The organism is Mycobacterium sp. 1482292.6, assembly GCF_001672995.1.
Lineage (GTDB): Bacteria > Actinomycetota > Actinomycetes > Mycobacteriales > Mycobacteriaceae > Mycobacterium > Mycobacterium europaeum_A.
The window spans coordinates 95,978-114,984 of record NZ_LZKV01000091.1 but is presented as its reverse complement, the minus strand read 5'-3'; the positions used below and the strand labels follow the sequence as shown (position 1 = coordinate 114,984).

The 19,007-nt window shown below is 65.6% G+C and carries 19 protein-coding genes; 8 read left to right on the top strand and 11 right to left on the bottom strand.

Annotation, left to right across the window (positions count from 1 at the left end):
• Nucleotides 1–37: 37 nt before the first annotated feature.
• Together A5624_RS09380 and A5624_RS09375 are read left to right on the top strand one after the other, a co-directional pair.
• On the top strand, nucleotides 38–1,366 hold the full coding sequence (locus A5624_RS09380; RefSeq protein WP_066865011.1) for an adenylate/guanylate cyclase domain-containing protein: 1,329 nt from the start codon (nucleotides 38–40) through the stop codon (nucleotides 1,364–1,366).
• 134 nt (nucleotides 1,367–1,500) lie between these two features.
• Complete coding sequence (locus A5624_RS09375; protein WP_066865006.1) at nucleotides 1,501–2,229, top strand: class I SAM-dependent methyltransferase; 729 nt, start codon at nucleotides 1,501–1,503, stop codon at nucleotides 2,227–2,229.
• A gap of 7 nt (nucleotides 2,230–2,236) precedes the next feature.
• Here A5624_RS09375 and A5624_RS09370 read toward each other — a convergent pair whose 3' ends face one another.
• From A5624_RS09370 to A5624_RS09360, 3 genes are all read right to left on the bottom strand, one after another.
• Complete coding sequence (locus A5624_RS09370) at nucleotides 2,237–3,406, bottom strand: glycosyltransferase (protein WP_066865243.1); 1,170 nt, start codon at nucleotides 3,404–3,406, stop codon at nucleotides 2,237–2,239.
• Entirely contained in the window at nucleotides 3,403–4,419 is a 1,017-nt protein-coding gene (locus A5624_RS09365; protein WP_369827457.1) for a UDP-glucuronic acid decarboxylase family protein, read from the bottom strand. The genes A5624_RS09370 and A5624_RS09365 overlap by 4 nt, the downstream gene beginning before the upstream one ends.
• A 208-nt stretch (nucleotides 4,420–4,627) precedes the next feature.
• Nucleotides 4,628–5,086, bottom strand: a complete 459-nt coding sequence (locus A5624_RS09360; protein WP_066865000.1) for a hypothetical protein — start codon at nucleotides 5,084–5,086, stop codon at nucleotides 4,628–4,630.
• Nucleotides 5,087–5,172: 86 nt separating this feature from the next.
• Between A5624_RS09360 and A5624_RS09355 the strand changes: the two genes are divergently transcribed.
• Nucleotides 5,173–6,678: an adenylate/guanylate cyclase domain-containing protein gene (locus A5624_RS09355; protein WP_066864997.1), complete on the top strand. Its 1,506-nt coding sequence runs from the start codon at nucleotides 5,173–5,175 to the stop codon at nucleotides 6,676–6,678.
• A 32-nt stretch (nucleotides 6,679–6,710) separates the two neighbouring features.
• Here the strand turns inward: A5624_RS09355 and A5624_RS09350 are convergent, their stop codons facing one another.
• From A5624_RS09350 to A5624_RS09345, 3 genes are read right to left on the bottom strand one after another with little or no spacing between them, the layout of a single operon-like run.
• Nucleotides 6,711–7,148: a nitroreductase family deazaflavin-dependent oxidoreductase gene (locus A5624_RS09350; protein WP_066864994.1), complete on the bottom strand. Its 438-nt coding sequence runs from the start codon at nucleotides 7,146–7,148 to the stop codon at nucleotides 6,711–6,713.
• A gap of 26 nt (nucleotides 7,149–7,174) precedes the next feature.
• Nucleotides 7,175–7,333 (bottom strand): hypothetical protein, encoded by a 159-nt coding sequence (locus A5624_RS28535; protein WP_165827775.1) that lies wholly within the window; start codon nucleotides 7,331–7,333, stop codon nucleotides 7,175–7,177.
• A 28-nt stretch (nucleotides 7,334–7,361) separates the two neighbouring features.
• On the bottom strand, nucleotides 7,362–8,285 hold the full coding sequence (locus A5624_RS09345) for a LysR family transcriptional regulator (protein ID WP_066864989.1): 924 nt from the start codon (nucleotides 8,283–8,285) through the stop codon (nucleotides 7,362–7,364).
• Between the two features lie 97 nt (nucleotides 8,286–8,382).
• On the opposite strand from A5624_RS09345, the gene A5624_RS09340 reads away from it, so the two are divergent.
• The 4 genes from A5624_RS09340 to A5624_RS09325 are packed head-to-tail and all read left to right on the top strand — an operon-like array spanning nucleotide 8,383 to nucleotide 11,691.
• Nucleotides 8,383–9,660, top strand: a complete 1,278-nt coding sequence (locus A5624_RS09340; protein WP_066864985.1) for an SRPBCC family protein — start codon at nucleotides 8,383–8,385, stop codon at nucleotides 9,658–9,660.
• Nucleotides 9,657–9,980, top strand: a complete 324-nt coding sequence (locus A5624_RS09335; protein ID WP_066864982.1) for a hypothetical protein — start codon at nucleotides 9,657–9,659, stop codon at nucleotides 9,978–9,980. The genes A5624_RS09340 and A5624_RS09335 overlap by 4 nt, the downstream gene beginning before the upstream one ends.
• Nucleotides 9,981–9,985: 5 nt before the next feature.
• Nucleotides 9,986–10,816, top strand: a complete 831-nt coding sequence (locus tag A5624_RS09330; RefSeq protein WP_066864979.1) for a TauD/TfdA family dioxygenase — start codon at nucleotides 9,986–9,988, stop codon at nucleotides 10,814–10,816.
• Nucleotides 10,813–11,691: a TIGR03619 family F420-dependent LLM class oxidoreductase gene (locus A5624_RS09325; RefSeq protein WP_066864976.1), complete on the top strand. Its 879-nt coding sequence runs from the start codon at nucleotides 10,813–10,815 to the stop codon at nucleotides 11,689–11,691. Before A5624_RS09330 ends, A5624_RS09325 begins: the two co-directional genes overlap by 4 nt.
• A gap of 95 nt (nucleotides 11,692–11,786) precedes the next feature.
• On the opposite strand, the gene A5624_RS09320 is transcribed toward A5624_RS09325, so the two are convergent.
• A complete protein-coding gene (locus tag A5624_RS09320; protein ID WP_066864973.1) occupies nucleotides 11,787–12,296 on the bottom strand; it encodes a DUF2505 domain-containing protein in 510 nt (169 codons plus the stop codon).
• Between the two features lie 28 nt (nucleotides 12,297–12,324).
• Nucleotides 12,325–13,029 carry a M15 family metallopeptidase gene (locus A5624_RS09315; protein WP_066864970.1) on the bottom strand — a complete coding sequence of 235 codons (705 nt, stop codon included), beginning with the start codon at nucleotides 13,027–13,029 and terminating at the stop codon, nucleotides 12,325–12,327.
• Nucleotides 13,030–13,221: 192 nt separating this feature from the next.
• Between A5624_RS09315 and A5624_RS09310 the strand changes: the two genes are divergently transcribed.
• Entirely contained in the window at nucleotides 13,222–14,718 is a 1,497-nt protein-coding gene (locus A5624_RS09310; protein WP_369827462.1) for a serine hydrolase domain-containing protein, read from the top strand.
• A 7-nt stretch (nucleotides 14,719–14,725) separates the two neighbouring features.
• Here the strand turns inward: A5624_RS09310 and A5624_RS09305 are convergent, their stop codons facing one another.
• The 3 genes from A5624_RS09305 to A5624_RS09295 all read right to left on the bottom strand — a co-directional run bounded on the left by A5624_RS09305 (nucleotide 14,726) and on the right by A5624_RS09295 (nucleotide 18,867).
• The gene (locus A5624_RS09305) at nucleotides 14,726–16,267 is read right to left on the bottom strand and encodes an LCP family protein (protein WP_066865240.1); all 1,542 of its coding nucleotides are present in this window, start codon (nucleotides 16,265–16,267) and stop codon (nucleotides 14,726–14,728) included.
• A gap of 193 nt (nucleotides 16,268–16,460) precedes the next feature.
• Nucleotides 16,461–17,327, bottom strand: a complete 867-nt coding sequence (locus A5624_RS09300; protein ID WP_066864964.1) for a phytanoyl-CoA dioxygenase family protein — start codon at nucleotides 17,325–17,327, stop codon at nucleotides 16,461–16,463.
• Between the two features lie 82 nt (nucleotides 17,328–17,409).
• The gene (locus A5624_RS09295; protein WP_066864959.1) at nucleotides 17,410–18,867 is read right to left on the bottom strand and encodes a phospholipase D-like domain-containing protein; all 1,458 of its coding nucleotides are present in this window, start codon (nucleotides 18,865–18,867) and stop codon (nucleotides 17,410–17,412) included.
• Nucleotides 18,868–19,007 lie beyond the last annotated feature (140 nt).

Here is a 19,007-nt window from a genome sequence, read left to right as displayed (position 1 = left end):
GCGCCGTCGTAGGGCCCACGCGGCGTAAGGTTCGACCATGAACGTCCCGACGGACATTCACTATGCCAAGAGCGGTGGCCTTAACATCGCGTTTTCGGTAGCCGGAATGGGTCCCGACCTCGTCGTCGCGCCCGGCTTCATCTCGCACCTCGACATCATGTTGGAGGAGCCGTCGGTCGTTCACTTCTACTCGCGGCTCGCGTCCTTTCGTCGCGTCGTCACCTTTGACAAGCGGGGCACCGGTCTCTCGGATCCGGTGATGCACGCGCCGACGTTGGAAGAGTCCGTCGATGACCTGCGCGCCGTCATGGATGCGTCCGGATGTGAACGCGCCGACCTGGTGGGCGTCTCGGAAGGCGGCACGATGGCGATGCTGACGGCGGCCAGCCATCCCGATCGCGTGAATGCGCTTGTCCTCTATGGCTCGTTCTCCCGCCTGCTCCGAACGGCCGACTACCCGCTCGGTGTCACCGAGGAGCAGCTGTCGGCGCTGGTTGAGGTGAGCGCGGCAGGCTGGGGCGAGGGCGTCGGATTGGGTGCATGGGCGCCGAGCCGGCGGGGCGACGCCGATTTTCGGCGGTGGTGGGCGCGGCTGCAGCGCGTGGCGGCCAGCCCCGGCATGGTCCGCAACATCTTCGCGCTTTATCCGCAGCTGGACATCCGTGACGTGCTGCCGGCGATCCAGGCGCCGACGCTCGTGCTGCACCGGCACGACGACCGGATGGTGAGGTGCGAGATGGGTCGCTACCTCGCCGATCGCATCCCCGGGGCCAAGTTCGTCGAGATTGACGGCGGCGACCATCTGTTCTTCACGGGTGACGCCGACGCGCTGCTCGACGAGGTCGAGGAGTTCCTCACCGGCGTCCGCCCGCAGCCGGCGGTCGAGCGCGTCCTGGCCACCGTGTTGTTCACCGACATCGTGGACTCGACGAAGCGGGCGGTCGAGCTTGGCGACCAACGGTGGAAGGAGCTGCTCGGCAGGCATGACGCCCAGGTACGACGCCAGCTCGCACGCTTCAAGGGCTGTGAGGTCAACACGACGGGCGACGGCTTTCTCGCCCGGTTCGACGGGCCCGCGCGGGCGATCCGGTGCGCCATGGCGATCCGCGACGTCATGCGGAGCCTCGGTCTCGAGGTTCGGGCGGGCGTACACACGGGTGAGGTCGAGTTGCGCGACGACGACATCAGCGGCATCGCCGTCCACATCGCAGCGCGGGTGGCGGCAGCGGCCCGGGCCGGCGAGGTGCTCGTTTCGCGCATCGTCGTCGACCTGGTCGCCGGGTCGGACCTGCGCTTCGCCGGTCGCGGCGAGCACACGCTCAAGGGTGTGACGGGCGAGTGGGGGCTGTTCGCCGTCGAGGGCTGACGGCTGGCTGCGGCATCGATTGCGGCTGGGCGCAGAACTGATACCGTTCAAACCGCACGCCGCTCGCCATATTGACCTCACGAAAATCGGCGGCCCACAACCGCGCTGGAGGAGTTCATGCGCAGGAGCGCGTCATGACCGATGCCACTTGGGCCCTCTACACCGAGCAGATGGACAAGGTCGACGGCTGGTTTTTCGAGGCCGACGTCGAGCTGTTCAGCAAACTGCTCGCTTGCCAGACGGCCGAGGGCGTCAAGGGCGACATGCTCGAAATCGGCGCATATCAGGGCAAGTCCGCCATCTTGATGGGCTATGGCCTGCGGGACGACGAAGAACTGGTGATCTGCGATCTGTTCGGCGGCGTGATGAATCACGCCGACATCGCCGAAGCCCCACGCCAGCAGTACTCGGGCTTGGACCAGCAGCAGTTCCTCACCAACTGGGACCGTTTCCACACTCGCCGGCCAACGCTGGAGGTCTGCGAATCCTCAGAGCTCGATCTCGGAGACCGCAGCCTCCGCTTCGTCCACATCGACGGTTGTCACGGGTACCAGTGCGTCGCCAATGACATCATCCTCGCCGTGACTCACACGGCCAGACGGGGAGTGATCGCGCTGGACGACTATCGAGGGGTCGAAACCCCCGGTGTGGCGGCAGCCGTTTGGCAGGCTGTCGGCAACGGCTTCCTGTTCCCGTTCGCGGCGACGTACATGAAAATCTATGCCTGCACCTCGGCCGCCGATCAGCGTTACTGGTTAGAGCGGGTCAGGGATCGCGGCGACATCTGCGCTTTCCCCGACTTCGAGATGCCGTCTTATCGGAGCGTTTCGGACAGGCAACTTCGCCGCTCCGATGAGCGCTGACAGGCGTTCAGCCGGCGTATTGGACGACCGCGTCTTCCAGCAGACCGGCTGCGGTGGCGGCGCTTTCGGCGGGTGTGGCCATCTGGGCGGCGACCTCGAGGGTTCGAGCTACGCAATGCGGAGTGAGGATGGCCCGCAGGTCGGCGAGCAGCGAATCCGGAGTGGTTGCGGAAAAGTGCCGTCCGATGCCGACGCCCAGCTGGCCGACCGCAGCAGCCCACATCGGCTGATCGACCGAAACGGCAAGGGCCAGCGTAGGTTTACCGGCCCGTATGCCGGCGAACGTGGTGCCGGGGCCCCCGTGGTGAACGACCGCACGGCAAGCGGGAAAGACGGCCGAGTGGTTCACCGCGCCCACAACCATCACGTGGTCGTTTTGCGGGATGTCGGCCAGATCGCTTACGCCGCTGCAGATCAGCGCACGCTCGCCTAGTTGCGCGCAGGCCCAGCTGATCATCTCGAGCAGGCCGGCGGGGAAAGCGACTCGCGCGCTGCTCCCGAAGCCGAAGTAAATCGGCGGCGTGCCCGCGGCAATCCATGACGAGACCTCGTCGTCGACCTCCGTCGGTAATTCCAGCGTCAGCCCGCCAACGAAAGGCCGTCGGACATCCCATTTCGCCCACTCGGCTGCCAGCCCGGGGAAGAAGAGTTCGTCGTAGGCCTGGATCTCCAGCGGTTGTCGCGCCGAGGACCCCGATCCCTCCGGCAGGCCCAACGTTTGGCGCACGGCGTCTTCGGCCTCTTTGGTTACTTGCGTACCCGTGTCACGCCCGAGCGGGTAGATGTGCAGCGCGGCCTGCGGGATGTCGTAGTATTCCGCAATATTGGCGGCCAGCCCCTGCTGGCTCGCGTCGGTCAACAATAAGTCCGCCCCGTCTGCCAGTGACGTGAGCGCTGTGCCCAGCTGCGGCCAGAGCCGTTTGAGATCCTCGGCAATCACCCACGCCATGAAGACTGGGTTCGGAGTCTCCCCGTATTTGCGGGCGATCTCCGCGTTCTGCCGAATCTGGTCCGGGCCGTGGGGGACCGCAGCAAGCCCCGCCGACTCGACGAAGCCAAGGTAGTTTGGCGGGACCGCCATGCGTACGTCGTGACCTCGGCGCTGCAGCTCGCGACCGATGGTGGCGCACGGCTCGACATCGCCCCGAGTTCCCAAGGTAGCCAGTGCAATCCTCACCACTGGACGCCTGTCTGGGAGTCGGATCCGCCGATGCCGGTGAAATATTCGATTGTCCGCTCGACGCCTTCTTCGAAACTGACTCGCGGCCTCCAGCCGAGGGCGGACTCGGCGAGGGCGATGTCCGGCCTGCGCTGCTTCGGGTCGTCCGCCGGCAGTGGCTGAAAGACCGTCACGGAGGGGGAGCCGGTCATTTCCTTGATCAGCCTTGCTGTTTCGAGCACGGTGCGTTCGGCTGGGCTGCCGAGGTTGACGGGTCCGGTGAACGAAGCTTCGCTCGCCACCATTTTCACGAGCCCTTCGATGAGGTCGTCGACGTAACAAAAGGAACGGGTCTGGCTGCCGTCCCCGAAGACGGTGATCGGTTCACCGCGTAGCGCCTGGACGATGAACGACGAAATGATTCGCCCGTCGGCCGGATCCATCCTCGGACCGTAGGTATTGAAGATGCGGACGACCTTGATGCGGACGCGGTAGCGCCGCGCGTATTCGAGCATCAGCGTCTCCGCAACCCGCTTGCCTTCCTCGTAGCAGGCCCGCATGCCGAAGCAGTTGGCGTTGCCCCAGTACGTTTCGGCCTGCGGATGGATAGTCGGATCCCCGTAGACCTCGCTGGTGGAGGCCTGCAGGATCGTCGCCCCGCGCTCGCGCGCCAGTTCCAGTAGGTTTCTGGTCCCGGTGTAGTTGGTCTCGAGGGTGAACAGCGGATCGCGCTGGTAAGCGCGCGGCGATGCGGGGCAGGCCAGGTTGAAGATGACGTCCAGTGGACCTGGCATGACCGCGGCTACGGGCCGGGTGATGTCGTGCTCGATGAAACGGAAGCCCGGGTCTGCCTCGAGATGCATCATGTTTTCGCGCCTACCGGTGCAGAAATTGTCGAGTCCGATGACTTCGATGCCGTCGCGGCGGAGACGATCGCACAGGTGGGACCCCAGGAATCCGGCGGCGCCGGCGACGAGGGCTCTCACTGCTTGCACTCCTTGGTTCCGGCCATCGAACACGTAGCTTCGCATGGCGGAGCTGACTTCCTGCAAGACGCCCGCTGGAACTGTCCCGACTCACACTGGCGTTATTGGTTCGTTCAGCGGAAGTTCACCGTCGATGCGAACACGACGCCCATCGGCGTGCACGTCTGAATGTGCGCTGCCCCGGTTCACCGTCGGTTGTCGCCGCGTTTCCGCACTCGCCGACGTCAAGCGCGTTGGGCAGCGCCGCGGTGCTCTAGGTTCCGGCCGGCTTATTCGTCCGCGCATCCCAAATGGCTTGTGTCTCAACACCGACCGAGGCGTGATGGATCTCCTGGAAGTTCCGTCCGCCTCGACGAAATGTCGCGACGACGGCGACCGGCACGTCTTGCTCCAGCATCGGGACGGACAGCCACTCGCAGGGTCGTATGTGCACCAAGTCCACCGCTGCGGCGCTTGGGTCGGCGTCGTAGCAGTAAGGCCCGCAGATGCGACCCAACCAGAACCACCCGTGGGTGTCGCGGGTCCACACAAACGAGCCTTCGTCGACGTCAACGAATCGGTCGACCCGATGGACAAGCCGCTCCTGTTCGCCCGGCCGGTTCACGAATTGCCCAAACCCGCACACCCCGAGCCGGCGGGCGCGATCGATCGCGGCCTGTGGGTCGACGGCATCGTTGCGGGATCGCATCGGCGCGCGGTACACGGCAACCATGGGAGACATCGTGCCTCAGCGCCGCAGCCGGGCCGATGTGGGCCTTTTCCCGCGCATCGCCCCCGGGGACGCTTTAACCTCCCGGCATGGACCGTATCTGGCAGTGGACATGGGATCGTTGCGGACCGAGGTATTACTGGTGGGCCCTGTGCGCTGCGGGGTTTCTCGTGTCGCTGCCCGTCTACACGGTGTTCGTGTCGCTTCCGATCGTCGTCTCCGAAAAGTCCGGCCGCTACCTCGGTGCGACCGCCGTCACCGTTGTCGCCGTGGTGGTGCTCGTAGGCATCATGGTTTTCCCGGACCACGGATGGGCGCGCCTGGTGAAACAGTGGGCCAGGGGCGACGGCGCCGACGGAGTGACCGCCCTCGAGGCCACGTACCGGTATGTGCGCAGCTCGACCGTCCGAACGGTGTGGGGTACCGGCATATGGGCCGCCGCCTTGTCGGTCGTCGTCGGCGCGATCGCCGGTGCGACGGGGCCACGATTGCTGCAATACGGGATCCGCGGCGCCGTCATCGGAATAGCGGTGCAGCTGATCGCTTTTCACAGCATCGCGGAGGCGATGCAGCGGCCCGTCAGGATCGCCCTCGCCGGTGACACGGGCATCGGCGATTCGTTGCCGCGCTCGCGCCCCACGTTTGCCACGCGATCGAACGTGTCCATGCTCGCGGCCGCCTTCGCGTACACCGTCGGTGGCGCCATGCTTGCGACGGTGCTGCACCCGGTCAGCGATGCCCCGATCCTGTCCGTCCTGGTCGGCTGCGCCTTGACGCTCGTCTTCGCGGTGCCGATCACCGTCGGCATCGGGTTCTCGCTCTCGCTGCAACCCGTCCGCGACCTCGCCAAAGGCGCCGAACGCGTCGCCGCGGGCGACTATGGCCGACGCTTGCCGGTCGTTCAGGACGACGACCTGGGTGCACTGGCCGCGTCGTTCAACCGCATGCAGGCGGGTTTGGCTGAGCGCCAACGACTTCAGGGCGCGTTCGGCACCTACGTCGATCCCGCTTTGGCCGCGCGGTTGCTTCAGCAGGGCGACGACGTGTTCACCGGTGAGCGCCGCGAGGTGACCGTGATGTTCGTCGACATTCGCGACTTCACCCCGTTCGCGGAGGCGAACTCCGCCGAGGACACGGTCGCCCGGCTCAACGCGCTGTTCGAAATCGTGGTGCCCGCCGTCGTCGAGGCCGGTGGTCACGTCAACAAATTCCTCGGCGACGGGGCCTTGGCCGTATTCGGGGCGCCCAACGACCTCGCACACCATGCTGACGCGGCGGTGGGAGCGGCCGCACTTATCCATCGTCTGGTGACGCAGCGATTCGGCGGTGAACTTCGCATCGGAATCGGCGTCAACACCGGCAAGGTGATCGCCGGCAGCATAGGAGGCGCAGGCAAGCTCGAGTTCACCTTGATCGGTGACGCGGTCAACGTCGCCGCGCGCGTCGAGCAACTCACCAAGACGACGGGTGACGCCATCCTTATCACCGGTTCGTGCGTTGACGCACTGGCCTCTCGACCGCCCGGACTCCTCGATCGGGGACCGCACGCTTTGAAGGGGAAATCGGCGGAGGTACGGGTCTTCGCTCTCGGTTAGGGGCGCGACCTGAGCTGCGCGGCCTGCGGCCTTTAGCCTTTCGGGGCCAGGACGACGACGGGGATGGGTCGCGACGTCCGCTTCTGGTATTCGTTGTACCGGTTCTGATTGTTCTTGTTGACGATCTGCCATAGCCGCGAATAGTCCGGATCGTCGGGCAGCACCGGTCGTGCGGTGACAGCGAAACGCCTTGGGCCGACGTTGATCTCGACGTCGGGATGCGCCTTCAGGTTGTGGTACCAGCCCGGAGACTCGGGCGCGCCTCCCTTGGAGGCGACCACCAGGTAGTTGTCACCGTCGCGGGCGTAGGTCAGCGACGTCGTGCGTTGCTTACCGGTCTTCGCGCCGACGGTATGCAGCAGCAGGCTCGGTATCCACAGCGTGCGGTGACCGATCCAGCCGTTCGTCTTCTGATACACCGTGTCGTGCACCCGCAGCACCTGCGGGAGCAGCTTTTCTGCCAGACTCATAGCTACCAGTCTGCGCCTTTTTAGGGCTAGTGGTGATGCGGCGGCTGCTCGTCGCGGAGCCGGCGCTCGTCCAGCGCCTCGCGCGCCTGGTCCTCGTCGGCGTACCGTTCCACGTCCTCGGGCGTGACCTGCACCCGTGGCGGTGTGGGCGCGGCCGGCGGTCGCTTTTCGGATTCGCTGGACATCAGGCGATTGTCTCATTGTCGACGAGCGTTAGGTCTCGGCTCTGGCGATGTTCTCGACGATGATCTGACAGGCCGTGTCGTAGAAGGCGCTGATCAGGGTGGAGAAGGACAGCTCGAAGGGGTAGATCATGTGCACGGCGAGGGGTTCGACCGCCCATTCGGGAAGGACCGGCACGATGGTGCCCTGTCTCAATTCTTCCGCGCAGATGATCTGGGTGGGCATCGCGCCGATGCCGAGGCCCTGCAGAATGTACTCCTTGCACACCTGAAAGTTGTTGGCTCGGGCCCGCACCCGGGGAGACAGCTCGAATCGTCGGTCGAACTTTGTCAGCGCCAGCTTCTGGGGCCCGCAGAAGCCGAAGTCGATGAACGGCAGCGCGTTCAACTGCAACGGATCGGTGACCGGCTCCGGCAGCGTCTGCACGAATCCCGTCGAGGCGCAGAGGAACAGATTCAGGTCAAACACTTTTCGTGCGATCAGCGTCGAATCCTGCAGCGGTCCCGGACCGAACACGACGTCGAAACCGTCTTTGATCGGGTCGACCATCGCGTCGACCAACCGAATATCCAACCGGGAGTGGGGGTACCGCTGCAGGAAGGTGGCGCCGACCCGGGACGCGTAGTCGATGCCGAGGCTCACCGGTATCGCGACCCGCAGCTCCCCGTGCGGTTCCTGCTTGCTGGCCTCCACCAGTGCCCGCACGCCATTGGCCTCGGCCAAGATGTTCATCGCGTGGTCGTGGATCCGCTCGCCGAGGTCGGTGACCGTGAATTGATGAGTGTTCTTGCGCAGCAGCTTGATGCCCAGGTCGGATTCCAGCTTGGTCAGCTTGCGGCTCACCGTGGATTTGGGCATTCCGAGCGATGTCGCCGCCTTCGAGATGCTGCGGCAGTCCACCACCTTGCCGAATACCAGCAGGGCATCGAGGTCAAAGGGCAGATTCTGTTCCATCGGTGTTCCAAGTATGCAACAGGGTGTTGCGTCGGTACACCTTATTGGTGCCTCGCGCGACTGCTACCGTCGGCCGCACCACGTAGGAGGAACGGGGATGAATCAGCCCATCGCCGTCGCCAAGCCCCCGACCGGGCACTGGACCGACGCATATCCCGAACTCGGCCGCGGCCCGGTGTCGCTCGAAGACTGCGTGTCCGAAGAGTTCTACGAGAAGGAACGCGAACACGTCTTCAAGAAGACCTGGCTCTACGTCGGACGGGTCGAACGCGTCCCGCGCACGGGCAGCTACTTCACCCGCGAGTTCAAATTCCTGAACACATCGATCATCATCGTGCGCGGCAAGGACCGGGTGATCCGCGCCTTCCACAACATCTGCCCGCACCGGGGCAACAAGATGTTGTGGGAAGACGACCCCTTCCAAGAAGTCTCCGGCCGCGCTCCGCTGCTGTACTGCCGCTTCCATGGCTGGCGCTACAAGCTGGACGGCTCGCTGCACTCGGCCACCCGCAAGGACCTGCTGCTGGACTTCGACGCCGACAGCTGCCGGGTGCCGGCGGTGCAGTGTGAGGTGTGGGAAGGCTTCATCTTCATCAACCTCAACCCGGACAACACCGAGCCGCTGCGTTCCTTCCTCGGCGAACTGGCCCACGGCCTCGAGGGCTATCCATTTGACGGCCCGCACCAGGTCTATAAGTTTTCGGCCGAATTGCAGTGCAATTGGAAGATTTTCGTCGACAGCTTCGCCGAGAGTTACCACGGACCGTACCTGCACGCGTCGTCGTTCGGCGCTCTCACCGCGGAGGCCAGGGACGCCTTCGACCAGCCGAACCCGTTCACCGATGCCCTGGCCTACCAACTGAGCGGCCCGCATCGGATGTTCTCTTTCGCCGGTGAGCCATCGCGAAAGACGCCATATTCCAAGCCGATTGAATGCGTCATGGAAGCCAGCGCGGCGGGGCCCTGGAACAAAAAGCTCGACCGGGGACCGATGCCTCCAGGGATCAATCCCACACGGTCCGAGAAGTACGGGTTCGACTCGTTCCAGTTCTTCCCCAACTTCGTCCTCATCTTCGGCGCATCGGGGTTCACCACCCACGCCCACTGGCCCACCGGACCGCACTCGCACGTGTTCGAAGTCGAGATGTTCTATCAGCCGCCCAAGACGCACAGGGAACGGCTCGGCCAGGAGCTCACCGTCACCTTCCTCAACGACATCATCCTCGAAGACGCCAGTCCGTCGGAGGGCCTGCAGGCGATGCTCAACAGCGGTGTGCTGACCCACTTCACGATGAATGACGAGGAGATCCTGCTGCGCCACCTGCACAAGATGGTCGGCGACTATGTCGCGGCCGGCGAATCGGGTCAGCAATGAACACCGCACTGCCGCCGGAGTTTTCGCAACTCGAGCACCTGGTGCCCGAGTGGGCGATCGAGGACGGCCACGAGCGCTACGTCAAACGCGTCAACAGCTCGATGGAGCAAATCCGGGCCTTCTACGACGAGGTGTTTCCGCACGCCGAGGAGGCCGTCGCCTACATCGACAAGTTCGACTACTCCGAGCCGCTGCCCGACGACGTCGCCAACCTGCGCAACCTGCTCTACTCGCTGATCACCGTCTCACTGGCGGTCGAGCTGTGGAAGCAGCCGCGGGTCAAGCATTCGGCCAACACCATCCTCACGAGAGTCGGCTGAAGACCATGGGACTCACCTCCGCACAGCTGGAGATTGTCGACCTCACCCCGAGAATCGGCAGCGAGATCAGGACCGATCTCGACACGCTGCTGAGTGGGCGCGAGGCTTCGACCATTCGCGAGGTACTCGAACGGCGCGGTGTGGTGTTCTTCCGCGGATTGGACATCGGCGACGAGCAGCAAGTCGCCATCGCCAAGACCCTCGGCACGTTGGTCGCCAACGAAGGCCAGGGTGGCATCAACAAGATCTCCCTCGACGAAAAGGTCAACCAGCGCGCCAAATATCTCAAAGGCTCGATGTTCTGGCACTTCGACGGTTCCTTGCAGCCGCTACCGAATCTGGCCACGCTGCTGCGTGCGGTGCAGCTCTCCGACACCGGTGGGCAGACCGAATTCTGCAACACTTACGCGGCCTACGAAGACCTTCCGGACGCCGACAAGGAGGCGATAGCGAAGCTGCGGGTGGTGCACAGCGCGGAGCGGTCACAGTATTACGTCACCCCGGAGATGAGCTACGACGAGGTGGCGTTCTGGCAGAAGTCGCCCACCAAGGCCTGCCCCATCGTGTGGACCCACCAATCCGGGCGCAAGTCGCTGCTGTTGGGCGCGACGTCCGACTACGTCATCGGTTTGCCGCTAGAGGAAAGCCGCGCTCTGCTTGCCCGGCTTCGTGATTGGGCCACCCAGCCCCAATACGTCTACCAGCATCAGTGGCAGCCGGGCGACCTGCTCATCTGGGACAACACCGGAACCATGCACCGGGTCTTGCCGTATCCGGCGGACAGCGGGCGACTGATGCACCGAACCATCCTCGCGGGCGAAGAGCCCCTGCAGTGAAAGTCGGCATCGCCACCCCGGTCGTCACCAATGTCGCTGGGGCACCGCTGGAGTGGGAAAAAGACGCGGGCATCGAGGACATCAGCCGGGCCGCCGAGGTCGCCGACCGCCTCGGCTACCACCACATGACCTGCAGCGAGCACATCGGTATCCCATCGACCGAATCCGGGCGGCGCGGAGCGCGTTACTGGGATCCACTGGCCACGTTCGGCTACGTGTCGGGGCGCACCACGCGGATTCGCTTGGCCACCATGACCTTGGTGCTCGGATACCATCATCCGCTGGCGATCGTAAAGCGTTACGGCACACTAGATCACGTGAGCGGCGGGCGGGTGATCCTCGGAGTCGGCGTCGGCTCGCTCAAGGAGGAGTTCGACCTGCTCGGTGTGCCTTTCGATGATCGCGGCGCCCGCGGCGACGACGCCCTGAAGGCGCTGCGGGCGGCTCTGACGAGCAACGAGCCGGCGTATCACGGCGAGTTCTACTCGTTCGACGGGCTGACGGTGGATCCCTGTGCGGTACAGGCGCACATGCCGATCTGGGTCGGCGGGCGCACGCGCCGTTCGCTACGGCGCGCGGTCACCCTCGCGGACGGCTGGTGCCCGTACTACGTGTCGATCCGCACCGCGGCGGACTGGCTTCGGCGGTTTGACCTGCCACCGGATTTCGAGGTGGTGATGCCAGCTGAGCAGCCCCTCGACCCGGCCGGGAGGCCCGAAGCGACCCAGGAAACGCTGCGGGAATTGGCCGACGGCGGCACCACGACCCTGTCGGCCCGCTTCGTCCACCATTCGTTGCGGCACTACCTCGAGCAACTCCACGCTCTGATCGAATTGCACCGCGAAGTCTTCGGCGCCGACGCGCGGACGCAGTAGACAGGACTGGCGATGACCATCCGCGACCCCTAGCGGCTGCCGGCTAAATCAACGTGGAGCATCCGGCCCGAAGGCCGCGATCGACGATCCACGCCTCAGGCGTTCTGGATGATCCACGTGGTGGTGAAGCGCAGCATCTCGGGGATGCCCTTGGCCAGGTCAGACCCGATGGACTTCTCCAGCTTGCCGCCCACCAAAGGGATCTTGACCTCGACCCGCAAGGCTGACCGCATTTGCGAGCCCCCGTCGTCCGTCGGCGCCAGCCAGACTTCCGCGCGGCCCGACCCCAAACCGCCGGACGCCGAGACGTTGACGTGTCCGCGCACCTGCCCGTCACCGTCCGGTCGCCACGTCTCCGCCTGCACGATCTTCACGTCACCGGTGACGAACTTGGCGATCAGTCCAGGGAGGAGCTGGCGGCCCAGGTGCTGGGTCGTGCGGACCGTCACCGTGCCGTCGTCGTCGACCAGCAGAGAATCCAATGTGACGAGCACGCCGTCAGCGGCCGCTATCCGGGCCAGCCAATAGTCCTCGCGGCCGAAGGCGGAATGGATCTGCTTTACAGTGGCGGACGACTCGGTCGAGACGTCGAATGATCGCGACATATGCATCCATTCTTACCGCAAGCCTGGCTCAGGGCCGCTCGAAGTGCTGGTAGTCGATGGGCTCCGTCCAGTGGCCGCCCCACCGCCACCCGCCGTCCGTGAAGACGCGGACGGCCGGGTCGCCGTCGTGTAAGAGCCCCGGGTCACCGCGGCCGCGATCCAGATAGCCCGCTGCGTTGTGCGGCTGAAAAGTGCCGTCGGCGTAGACGCAGGGGTTCAGGCGCGGGTTCAGGTCGATGGCCCGACCGTAGGCGTGCGGTGACCAGTGTTCGCTTCCCGGGATGCCGCGGCAGTTGAACGCCGACGTGTTGTCGTCCTCCATCGATTGCTCGTCGTCGGCGGCCGGATAGCGGTCCGCGGTGCGGATCTTCTCGATGGGGAAGCCCAGTCGGTGCAGCCGCTCGAAGATCGCGATGACGTCGGGCACCAGGTCCTCGTGCACGATCAGTTCACCGCGGTGGGTCTGGCCGTCGAAGCCAATGTGGTCGACGCCGACGCGCCGCAACTGCGCCGGGCTCACCGGGCAGCCAGGGCGCCAGCTCGCTCCGAGCTCCCCGGCGGTGACCGGGCGAACGTCGGGATTGCCAGGCGCCGGCGGCGGCCTCGACGTCGTGGATGCGGGAGGTGACGGCCCGGCCACCGGGGGTGGCGGCGCGGCGGTGCACTGCGTCGCGGTGACCCCGACCGCCAACGCGCCGGCCAGCACGGCACCCCACCGCCTGCCGGCAATCAACGGGGATGGGTCCTCACCGCTTGCTCCATCGCGAACAAGACCGTCGCAACCGGGCGTCGCGAGACGGGTCCGGCGCCAACGCTACTGCAGACAGCCAAGCCCCCGCCTTACCCTTGCGATATGCCGGTAGTCAGTGGCAGGGGGAAGTTCTGGCCACCCTCGCTGCGCAAGACGGTTGTCGTCGCGATTGTGTTGCTCGCCCTCATCGCGGCTTCGCCGTGGGCGTTCACGGCACACACACCGGTCACCGAGCGCCCACCGCAGCCCGTGCAGACACCCGCACAAACGCAGGCGCCCGCGGCGGCGCCGACTGCGGCTCCCGCCCCCGAATTCGAGACCATCTCCAAGCTGATGAATGACGCGATCGCGGCAGGCGGGCTCCCGGGCGGCGTGGTGATGGTTGGGCACGACAGCAAGGTCGTCTTCCACCAGGCCTACGGGTCGCGCAAGCTCGCGGGCGAGCCGGGCCTGGACGGGTCGCCCGCACCGGCCGAGCCGATGACCGAGGACACCATCTTCGACATGGCGTCACTGACGAAGTGTCTCGCCACGGCGGTCGCCATCATGCAGCTCTACGAACAGGGCAAGGTTGCGTTCGACGATCCGGTGCAGAAGTATCTGCCCGACTTCAACGCGGCGAACGACCCGCAGCGGGCGAAGGTCACGGTCCGCATGCTGCTGACCAACACCTCCGGCGAGGGGATCGACGTCAACCTCGCAGACCCTTGGGGACTGGGCGGACCCGACAAAGCCGAAGGCATTCATCGCGCGCTCACCACGCCACTGCAGTCGGGCCCGGGGGAGCTTTTCCGCTATTCCGACATCAACTACATCCTGCTGGGCGCGCTGCTGGAAAAGACGACCGGCGAGGCCGAGGACACCTACGTCGAGCGCAATGTATTTGCGCCGCTTGGGCTGCAAGACACTCGGTATCTTCCGGTGGACAAAGCGTGCGGACCACATGTAGTGCGCGGGGCCGCCGTAGCGTGGGGCCCCGCCGCAGCGGGGTCGGCGCCCGTGACATGTCCTGCGGGGACCTGGAACACGAACGTTTTGCCGCGCATCGCCCCGACAGCGCGCGACGAGGAAAGCCGAGACGACCCGGGCAAGAATCCGGATTTCTTTGCGCTGCTTCGGGGTACGGTGCATGACCCGACGGCGCGCCGCATGGGAGGAGTGGCCGGCAACGCCGGCCTGTTCTCGACGGCCCACGACGTCGGCGTCTTTGCCCAGGCGCTGCTTGATCGGCTGGCGGATCGCCCGAGTGAATTCCCCTTGCGGCCAACGACTCTCGCGCTGATGACGACACCGCAGCAGCCCGGCCATAGCCCGGAACAAGTAGAAGCGGCCAACCGTGCCGCCCAGCAAGCCCGCACTCCGAAATATCCGGCGATCGAGGGGCAGAGCCTGTTCGGTTTTGGCTGGGACATCGACACGGCCTTCTCCAGGCCGCGCGGGACGGTCTTTCCCGTCGGCAGCTTCGGCAACACCGGATTTACCGGAACCACGCTGTGGATGGACCCAGGGTCGAATACCTACGTCATTCTGCTCTCGAACTCGATTCACCTACGGGGCAGCCCGCCGATCTCGCACCTCCGGGGCGCGGTGGCCACAGCCGCGGCGCAGGCCCTGCACCTCTACGGCGCCGCACCAATGGAAACGACGCCCGCGCCGCGGAAAAAACCGTAGCTCTTTGTCATTTCACGCAGGGAATGCCGTCGGCGGTCATGCGGGAGAGGTTGGTAACGGCGGGTTGCTGCGTACCGGCGCCGGTAGCGGGCACGGTGGTGACCGGTGCCGCTGCCGTCGTCGTCGATTCCGACGTGGAACGATGGGTCTGGTCGAACCGGGAGAAATCGGTCCCGACGGTCAGCCGCACCGTGTTGAGGGCGACGCTGTCGGATGCGGTCGCCGTTATGTCGTACTGGTCGGCGAGCTCGGTGGCCGCCACCTTCGCGCCGACCCCATAGGTGATGGTGCTGGTCTCGGTGGTGGAGTCGGCCGTGCTCACCTTGCCCTGGCTGAATTTCCCAGTCGCCAAGAGCATTTGGACAGTTGCGGCCTCACCCTGGCGTCCCGAGGCATTGACGACGTCGAGGACGACGCTGCCCGCGGTGCTCTGCGCGTCGCCGTCCGGTTGCGCCGCCGTGGTGGGGCTGGTGGTCGAGGGTGCGGTAGACGAATCGGCGCCCACCAGGTTGTGTGCGATGGATCGGACGGTGGATGTGTCGATGAAGTTCACATAGGCGCCATCTGAGAGTTGACCGAAGCCGGTGACCGGCAGCGTGTACAGCTCCACCGGCCTATTGGGGTATGTCAACGCATTTCGCACCAAATCGTCGAAGTCGAAGCCGGCGTCCACGGCGACGTTCTGCTTGGCGACGTCCAACAGGGCGCGCAGCCGGCTGGGGTCCGACAGCGCCCCGCCGCGACGCAGCGCGCTGAGAACCGAGACGATGAAGGCCTGCTGGCGCCGGCTTCGATCGAGGTCGGTGAACGCCGCATCGTTGGGGTCGCGGCGTTGTCGAACGAAGGCCATTGCCTGGCCTGCGCTGATCTGTTGCATGCCCTTATGAAAGTCCGCGCCGGAATAGTAGCGGTCCGACGTGTCCTCGTTGAGGCACACCGTGATTGGTTCCACCACCCGGGCGATTTGGAAGAATCCGGCCAAGGTGACTTCGATGAAGTGGTCGATCGGGATCTGCAAAAGGCTTTTGACGGTGCTGATCTCGGCTTTGCGGCCCGCCTCCCGTGCGGCCTGTTCCTTCGCGGTGGCGTCTTGACCTTGAGTCGGGGTCGGACTCGATTGCGAGCCGGCGGAGGTGCGGCCGGTCATCACCCGTTGGTAGGCGTAGCTGTAGGCCTCCTTGATCTTGCCGCGGCAGTCCGAGGTGGGGCATCCGGCCAGATCGACATAGTCGTCGCGGGGGATTGAGATCGCCGTGGCCGCAGCGTCGCCGGCGGGCAGGTGCACGACGATGAGCGCGTCGGAATCCCCGTCGGCGGAGTCCTCGTTGCCCGCGTGCAGCGCGTCATAGATGTCGGGTGGAAGCGGCCTGCCATGCTGGTCGCGCCGGCTGTCCAGACCCATGATCAGAATGTTCTGATCACTTCCGGTCGATGCCGGTTCACCGGCCAGCGCCTCGGATTTGGTGATGCCCGCCGACGCGCTGCGATACGCGTGCCAAGCGATGCCGATGACCGCGACCACCACCAGGGAGATCAACGCGGCCAGCATCTTGGCACCGGCCACGATTCTGTGGTTGCGGTGCAGGCGATTCCGGGGCTCGGCCGTCGCTGAATCCGATGCTTCTTCGCCGGGCGGCCCCGCTCGACGCGTCATGACAGGACTGAGAATAGCCAGGTAGCGGCGCTTCAAACCGCGGTTTGCGCGGATTGAGAGGTCGGCATCGGGTGGCGCGGCTACGGTGTTACTGCGGCCCGAACTCAATCTCCAAGAGCCGCAACGGATGCAGCCCGTCGACGTTGCCGACGAACGGCGGGTGGATGCTGTAGCCGAGCATCCGGCGGATGTCATCGGAAACGGTTCGCGCGATATCTCGCGACACCGACAAGGTGAAGGCCTCCATCGGGCGCAGCCAGGGTTGGCAGTACTGCGCGGTGACGGCGAGGCGCTCACCGTCGGTGTTGTTCGCGCCGCCGCCGTGCCACAGCGTGCCCACGAAGAAGACGCACGAGCCGGCGGGCATGACGACCGGTAAAGCCTCATCGCCGGGAGCGGGCCGGCGCTTGCCCCAGCGATGGCTGCCGGGGTAGAGGACCGTGGCGCCGTTGTCGGCGGTGAAGTCGTCGATCGCCCAGATCGTCGCGGCGGCCAACGGTGCGCGGGGGCGCGGAATCGGGTAGAAGCCGTCGTCGTGGTGCGCCAGCTGTGCGGCCTCACCGGGCTGAATGTTGATGGCCTGCAACGCCGAAAGCAGGTAGTTGGGCATCAGCAAGCGGTCGAGCACCGCCAGCACCCGGGGATCATCGACAAGTCGATCGCACACCCGGGTCCTACTCAGCACGCTGTAGATGCGCTGGGTGCGCAGGCCCTCGAACGAGTTGCGTCCGGTGTGCCCGAGCCACGGCCGCACCACCTCGCGGATCTGCGAGCACTGCTCGGCGCTGATCAGGTTCTCCCAGATGACGTAGCCGTCGCGGTCCAGGGCCGCCATGTCCGCCTCGACAATCGCGTTGTCGACCGAACTTCCGCCGGTCGGCGTGCGCTTGTACCGCTGCGCCAGATCGCCCCGCAGATCCTCCAGCGTGGTGACGGATTCGTCGTCGATGCTCATCGGTGCTCGTCCTTAGTCCACTGGCACTTCTGCCCACACTAAGCCGATTTCGCCTCGGCCCACACCCCGAATCGCCGACTCGTCAGCCCCGAAGGCCGGTGATGAAGCGTTGCACGCTACGGGTCAGCGACCGCGGAACGTGGTCGGGATCCATCAGGTCGTTCTCGGCCAGCGGACCCGCCTCGTTGGCCACGGTGCGCTCGGTGAATGGCCGCAACGTCTTGCCCTCTCCGCGAAGCGCCTCGATCGCCTTGAAAACCGACTGGTGTTCGCCGATCGCCTCTGTCAACTCGCCCACCGAAACACCGAGGTGCTCGGCCACCAATTCGTCCCGGAACGAAGAGATTTCGCGGCGCAGCTCGTCGTGTCGCGGATCATCCGGCCGCGCCTCGATGGCCACGTCGCACTCGCTGTCGAAGCCCATGGACCGGTTGTTGAAATTCGACGAGCCGATACGCAACAGCCGATCGTCGACCACCAACACCTTCGAGTGCACGTAGATCGGTCCGTCGCCGTCGGTCACCGGCCAGTAGATGCCCAACCGGTCATACTCGTCGGCTTCCCACAGCAGCCGGATGAGGCGGTGCCGTGCGCTGTCCATGGTTCCGCGCTCGAGAGGGTTGTTGCCCCTACGGGCCAGCACGATGACGACGTCGGGACCGTCGTCTTCGGCCAGCCGCGCGGCCAGCGCCTCGACGATGGTCCGGGAAGCCAGGTACTGGTTCTCGACATAGATGGTGTGGCGTGCCGCCGCGATCGCCGCCAGGTTGAGCGCCTCGACCTCCCGCACTTCGGGGCGATCTAGCAGCTCCGGCACGGTGCGGGCGATTCCGACGTCCACGTTGTGCAGGCTCGGCCGCAGCTTGGCGGGCCAGGCGCTGTGCTTGGCCTCGACCTGGCTCAGCGATTGTTTCGTCGCGGTCTCCCAGCGCGCCAGCGCCTGCTCGCCCAGCGCCCGCGCCGCCGCGCCGTCAACCGCCAGCCCGACGTCGTGCCGCGGCCCATAGCCGCGTCCCGCCGTGCGCCGATGGCGATTGTCGTGCTCATGCGCACGGGTGTCCCACCGTTCCAGGGTGAGATCGATGCCGGCGCAGAAGGCCACGGCGTCGTCGATGACGACGATCTTCTGATGGTGCACGGAGCCGATCGGGTGTGCGCCGTCGATGGCGAAGTGCAGTCGCCTGCTGCTGATCTGGTTGAGCAGCGACACCGGGGTGAGGGCGAACCACAGCCCATCGAAGGCCGGCAGCAGACGAAGATTGGACTTCAGTACATAGATGTCCAGGCCGGGGCGTTTCCACACCATCCAATAAAGGAACGCGCCCAACTGATTTGGCCCGGGGAGGGTTTTCTCGCCCCGCTCGAACGTCACCCGCGAGTCGAAATCCCAGCCGATCAGCACGATTCGATGGCGGGCGCGCAACATGGCCGCCTTGACGTGCTTGAAGTAGTCGGCCGCGTCGATGATGGGGGCGAACTGGTCGGCACGCGCCACGCGCCAGCAGGTCTGGCCGGGAATCAGAAGTCGATCGTCGTGCACGCCGGGGCTCTCAACGAGGTTGATAGGGCAGCGCGGACATAGCCACTGTGTACCACATCGGAGGCGGCTGTCAGGATTGCTGCGCAACCGCCGCCCGACCGCTCGACTTGCACCTTCACCGCGGTTATGCGGGGTCGGAG